The following is a 4943-nucleotide window of genomic DNA, read 5'->3' on the forward strand; positions in this document are numbered from 1 at the left end:
GGCAGGATGATGCTCACCGTCTCCAGGTGGAAGCCCATCGGCGACAGGACGTACTCGGCCGACTCGATAAAGAAGTTGAAGTACTTGAAGAACGCCAGTACGCCCAGGTTGAAGACCAGCGAGGCGATCAGGATCGACTTCTTGCGCCGCGGTTCCGTGGCGGTGTACATCGCCTTGCCCAAGAAGGCGTTGACGACGGTATTCAGCAACAACAGGATCAGGAACCGCCAATCCCAGTAGGCATAGAAGTAGTAGCTGGCGACGATCAGGATCAGCTTGCGCCACCGCTGCCCGGGGACAACGATGAGCAGGCCCATGACGACCAGCAGAAAAGCGAGAAACTGGAAGCTCGAAAAAATCACGGCGTCACCTCCAGCGGTCGGGGTTCGCCCGGGCCGGCCCCGTCCAGGAAGTTCAGGATTTGGTCGGCGATGATCTGGTGGCCGTGCTCGTTGAAGTGCCCGACGCCCAGCGTGGTGTTCTGGAAGCCGCGCGGCGGCTGCTGCGTCTGAAAAGCGTTGAGCATCGGCTCATAGAGATTCACCAACGGGATGCCCAGCCGCTCCGCCTCGCGCATCAAGGTATCCGGCGCGTAGGTCGGCGCGGCATCCTTGCCGAAGGCCGGGATGTAGGTGTTGTAGACGATAACCAGCCTATCGCCCCAGATGTCGCGCAGCGCGCCCAGTTGGGTGGCGACGGCCGCCTCGTGCCCTTCCAGCACGTCGAACGTGTTGCCGGCCAGCTCGGCCTGGGCGGTCTTGTTTTCGGCGTTGTCGGCGGCGAAGCCGTTGGTTTGCAGCAGCAGGCGCAGGAAGAACTGGCGCACCGGCGTATCGCTAATGATCGCCTGCAAGCCGCCCAGCTTCTCCGGCTTGATCAGCTTGGTGGTGGGATCGGCCTGAAACTGCGCCAGCAACTCCGGGTCGTTGGCCAGCGGCAAAAAGTCTTGCTGGTTGAGCATCACGAAGACCCGGCTGGGGGCGAACTCGCGATCCATGTTGCGGCCAAAGCTGAGGTAGGTGCGGATGTCCTGGCCGGCCATGCCCAGGTTGAGAGACTGCACGGGCGTGTCGGGGTTGGCGGCGTTCCAGGCGTTCTGGACGATCTCGGTGAACTTGCCGGCGTCGGAAACCTGCTTGGCCTCAACGTAGGAGTCACCCAGGAACAGCAGGCGCGGCACGTCCGGGTTAAGCTCCTTATCGACCACCAGGCCGTGGTCGCCATAGCTGGTCACGGCGTAGCCTTCCCAGGTATAGAGTTGGGTTGTGCCCGGCGCGCCCACCAGGCGGTAGCCCTCATACACGTCCTGATCGTACGCCGTCCGGTCGCGGCCGATGACCAGCGTATAGAGCGCCACCCAGAGGACGAGCGCCAGCGCGCCGGCCGCGACCCAGATGACCGCCAGCCGGATGAGCGCGCCAAGCCGCCGCCCCACCCCTTGGGCCGACTCAGACCTGACAGGTCTTCCCAGACCCGCCAGGTCTACCGTTACAGGCTTCTCGCTTTTTCCTGTTTCCATACCTACCCACCACCAATCAAGCAATTAGGAATTAGGATTCGCGAGCGCAGCCATCATAACCCGACGCTCCAGACTCCTAATTCCTAATTCTCAATCCCTAATTACTTGCGGCGCAGTCATTCTTGCGGCCGTCCACGTACGCCTGCACGCCCTCATGCAGCGGGCAGCCGATCTCATCTACCGTGGTGTGCACGCGCGCCGGGTTGCCGTAGACCACGGCGTGGGGGGGCACGTCGCGCGTCACCACCGAACCCGCGCCCACCAGCGCATACTCGCCGATAGTCACGCCGGGCAGGATGGTCACGTTGACGCCAACGCGCGCGCCGCGCTTGATCGTCGGCCCGCCGGCATGGGTGCACTCGGCGCACAGGGGGCGCATGTCGTTGGCGACGCTGACCCCCGGCGCCAGGAACGCATCGTCCTCGATGGTCGTGAACTGGGCCACGTAGACGTTGCTGTGAATCTTGACGTTGTTGCCGATCCGGCAGCCGTAGTCGATGACCGAGTTGCTCCAGATGCCCACGTGGTCACCGATCACGTTTTCCTCGCGGATGACGACGTTGTGGCCGGTCTGGAGGCTCTCGCCGATGGTCGTGCCGGCGTAGATCACCGTGCCGGAGCGCAGGTGGGCGTCCGCGCCGATGCGCAGTGTCCGGTCGGCGATACGCCGGCCGGTTGGGTAACCCAGCTCGACGCCCTCATCGACGACGGACGGCTGTTCCAAAAGGACGTGGTCGAGCATCTCAAGCATGGATCATTTCCTTGATCTGGCCCACTGCGCCATGGCCGTTCTGGCCAGCGGCGCCGTTGTCGACCAGCACCATGTCGCCGCCGTTCTTCAGCGACTTCTGCGCCGCCTCGACCACCTGGACGACACGCAGGCCGTTGTAGCCGTCGGTCTGGGGGCGCTTGCCCTCGCGGATGCAGTCCAGGAAGTGCTGGCTCTGCACGCGCAGCGGCTCTTCAAAGCGGATGTAGGGGATGACCACGTCGCCATAGTGGTAGGCGAAGCTGAACTCGCCGAAGGTATCGGTGTGGCGAATGGCCTTGACGCCCTTGTCGTAAATCTTGATCTTCTCCAGCGGTTCCACATCGTCGTAGATCGCCATCTTCTTGCTGCCGACGACGGTGATGCGCCGCTGCTTCGATGGGTCGAGCCAGCTCGACCGGATGTGGGCCAGCACGTTGTTGGGGAAGGTCATCGTCATGTAGGCCACATCCTCGATGCCCTCCTGCACGCAGCACGAGCCGTGGGTGTTGACTTGCAGCGGATCGGCGTTCAGCAGGTAGCGCAGGATGGAGATGTCGTGCGGGGCCAGGTCCCACACGACGTTGGCCTTCGTCTGGAACAGGCCCAGGCTGGCGCGGATGGCGTCGATGTAGAAGATGTCACCCAGTTCGCCGCTGTCGATCATCTGCTTCAGGGCGCGGACGGCCGGGTTGTACTCGAAAGTGTGGCCGACCATCAGGATGCGCCCCTGCGCCTCGGCCACGCGGATCAACTCCTGCGCGTCGGCGCTGTTGAGCGTGATGGGCTTCTCCACCAGCACGTGCAGGCCATGCTCCAGGCAGTCGCGCGCGATGGCGTAATGGGTGGCCGGGGGCGTGGCGATGACCACAGCATCCAGGTCCAGCTCAAACATCTCCCGGTAGTCGCGCATGGAGCGCTCGATCTGCGGGAAGCGCTGCATGATTCGCTTCATCGACTCTTCTTGCAGGTCGGAGATAGCGATGACGGAAGCGCCGGGAATTTCAACGAAGTTGCGAATCAGGTTAGGGCCCCAGTAGCCGCAGCCAATGGCGCCAATGCGGAGATCGGTCATGTTAGCGAGCACCTCTACCGTTGACGACGGCCATCACCGTCATCACGATGATTTTGATATCCAACCCAAGGGATTGCTGCTGGATGTACTCAACATCCATCCGTACCATCTCTTCGAAGCTCGTGGCGCTGCGCCCGCGCACCTGCCACCAGCCGGTCAGGCCGGGGATGGTGCGCAGCCGGTCGTGATGGTGATACTGGTACAACTCGACTTCGTAAGGGATGGGCGGCCGCGGCCCGACGAGACTCATGTCTCCTACCAGTACGTTCCAGAGTTGTGGCAATTCATCCAGGCTGGTCTTGCGCAAGAAGCTGCCCACGCGCGTCACACGTGGGTCTTGCACGAGCTTGTACTTGGTCTCTTCCTGCTGTTGCGCCGACTGCAATTCCATCATCCGCTTGTCATCGCCGGCGATGTAAGCCTCGATGAACTGGCGGTGTAGCGTTGATTTGGCGTCCACGCGCATGGTGCGGAACTTGTAGATCGTGAAGGGCGTTTCTTCCCAATACACCTCGCCGTCACGCTCGCGCCGCCGCGCCGTCACGCGCTCCTGGCGGAAGATGGCCGGGCCGGGGGAGTCCCACTTAATCAGCAGCGCCATGAAAGCCAGGAGCGGGAGTAGGAAGACAAGCGACAACGCGACGATGGTAACGTCCATCGCCCGCTTGGCCCAAAAATATACCCCGTCCGCGCCATCCTGCTGTGCGCCGATGGCCCGTCCGGTTGTCCATTGCAAGACCTTTTGCTCTTCCATGTCGCTCAGTTTCCTCTTTTTCAAGATATCCATTACGGCTGACAAAGACGTGGGCAAGCACTACAAACCTGTGTCTTCTCTGCGCTCTACCTTCTCGTACCGGCTGACAAATGCCTTTTGCGTCACTCCCCGGCGATGGTATCAGCCTGCTTCTGTCATCCTAGGCGAGTCACCTTACAGGCGAAGTTAAGGTAGGTAGATTCATTAGTTTCCAGTGAAAAGTACAGGGAACAGGCGCTCATGTTGTATATCTGCAATATTTTTACATTACAACGTATTGCAGTAGCACAATATTTGCTTGCGGTCAGGTAGGCAGGTCATTATAATGAATTTATCGCGCATCCTGACGATGCACCTGTGAGCGCCCCGTAAGGGTCGTGACCGCCGGCAAGGGCCGGTAGTCACATGGGAAGAAAAACGACCCGGCACGCTCCCAGGCCCCCGTCCTCCCTACTTAGGGGGCGAGGACGCCAACCAACAGGTATCGCAGCGTAGTACGAGAATCTGCGTCGATGCATGGCGGAGCCGCGCCCGACCTGGGCCGGCCGCCGGCGATGATCAGTTCCTAATCGCGGAACGAACGATGCCGCGCGCCTCCTCATCGAGGCGTCACGAACGGAGAGATAACAATGGGCACTACCTATTACGTGTCGGCCGCCGACGGCAACAACAATAACCCCGGCACCCAAGTGGCGCAACCGCTCCGCACCATTCAGGCGGCGATCAACAAGGCGCAAGCGGGCGACACCATCTTCGTGCGCGCCGGAACCTACGCCGAGCGGCTCCACATCCAGAAAGCCGGCGCGGCCGACGCCCCCATTAAGCTGGCCGCGCACGAGGGGGAGCA

The 4943-nt window shown here is 61.8% G+C and carries 5 protein-coding genes and 1 pseudogene; 1 reads left to right on the forward strand and 5 read right to left on the reverse strand.

What is annotated here, in order from left to right:
• The 5 genes and pseudogenes from ACE3UY_RS09840 to ACE3UY_RS09860 all read right to left on the reverse strand — a co-directional run.
• A pseudogene (locus ACE3UY_RS09840) lies at window positions 1-362 on the reverse strand (MBOAT family protein); the annotation flags it as partial.
• Window positions 359-1519 carry a hypothetical protein gene (locus ACE3UY_RS09845; RefSeq protein WP_374687364.1) on the reverse strand — a complete coding sequence of 387 codons (1161 nt, stop codon included), beginning with the start codon at window positions 1517-1519 and terminating at the stop codon, window positions 359-361. The pseudogene ACE3UY_RS09840 and the gene ACE3UY_RS09845, both read right to left, overlap by 4 nt.
• A 97-nt stretch (window positions 1520-1616) precedes the next feature.
• Window positions 1617-2270: an acyltransferase gene (locus ACE3UY_RS09850; RefSeq protein WP_374687365.1), complete on the reverse strand. Its 654-nt coding sequence runs from the start codon at window positions 2268-2270 to the stop codon at window positions 1617-1619.
• Window positions 2263-3342: a Gfo/Idh/MocA family protein gene (locus ACE3UY_RS09855; protein WP_374687366.1), complete on the reverse strand. Its 1080-nt coding sequence runs from the start codon at window positions 3340-3342 to the stop codon at window positions 2263-2265. Before ACE3UY_RS09855 ends, ACE3UY_RS09850 begins: the two co-directional genes overlap by 8 nt.
• 1 nt (window position 3343) lies before the next feature.
• Window positions 3344-4096 carry a sugar transferase gene (locus tag ACE3UY_RS09860; protein ID WP_374687367.1) on the reverse strand — a complete coding sequence of 251 codons (753 nt, stop codon included), beginning with the start codon at window positions 4094-4096 and terminating at the stop codon, window positions 3344-3346.
• Between the two features lie 629 nt (window positions 4097-4725).
• On the opposite strand from ACE3UY_RS09860, the gene ACE3UY_RS09865 reads away from it, so the two are divergent.
• On the forward strand, window positions 4726-4943 hold a 218-nt coding region (locus tag ACE3UY_RS09865), incomplete at its 3' end, for a DUF1565 domain-containing protein (RefSeq protein ID WP_374687368.1).

This window comes from Promineifilum sp. (SeqCode), from assembly GCF_041918635.1.
Taxonomy (GTDB): Bacteria; Chloroflexota; Anaerolineae; order Promineifilales; family Promineifilaceae; genus Promineifilum.

Bases quoted from the DNA above. Each gene is read 5' to 3' on its own strand.
- ACE3UY_RS09845 (WP_374687364.1), bottom strand. From the start codon at position 1,519: ATGGAAACAGGAAAAAGCGAGAAGCCTGTAACGGTAGACCTGGCGGGT.
- ACE3UY_RS09855 (WP_374687366.1), bottom strand. From the start codon at position 3,342: ATGACCGATCTCCGCATTGGCGCCATTGGCTGCGGCTACTGGGGCCCT.
- ACE3UY_RS09850 (WP_374687365.1), bottom strand. From the start codon at position 2,270: ATGCTTGAGATGCTCGACCACGTCCTTTTGGAACAGCCGTCCGTCGTC.
- ACE3UY_RS09860 (WP_374687367.1), bottom strand. From the start codon at position 4,096: ATGGAAGAGCAAAAGGTCTTGCAATGGACAACCGGACGGGCCATCGGC.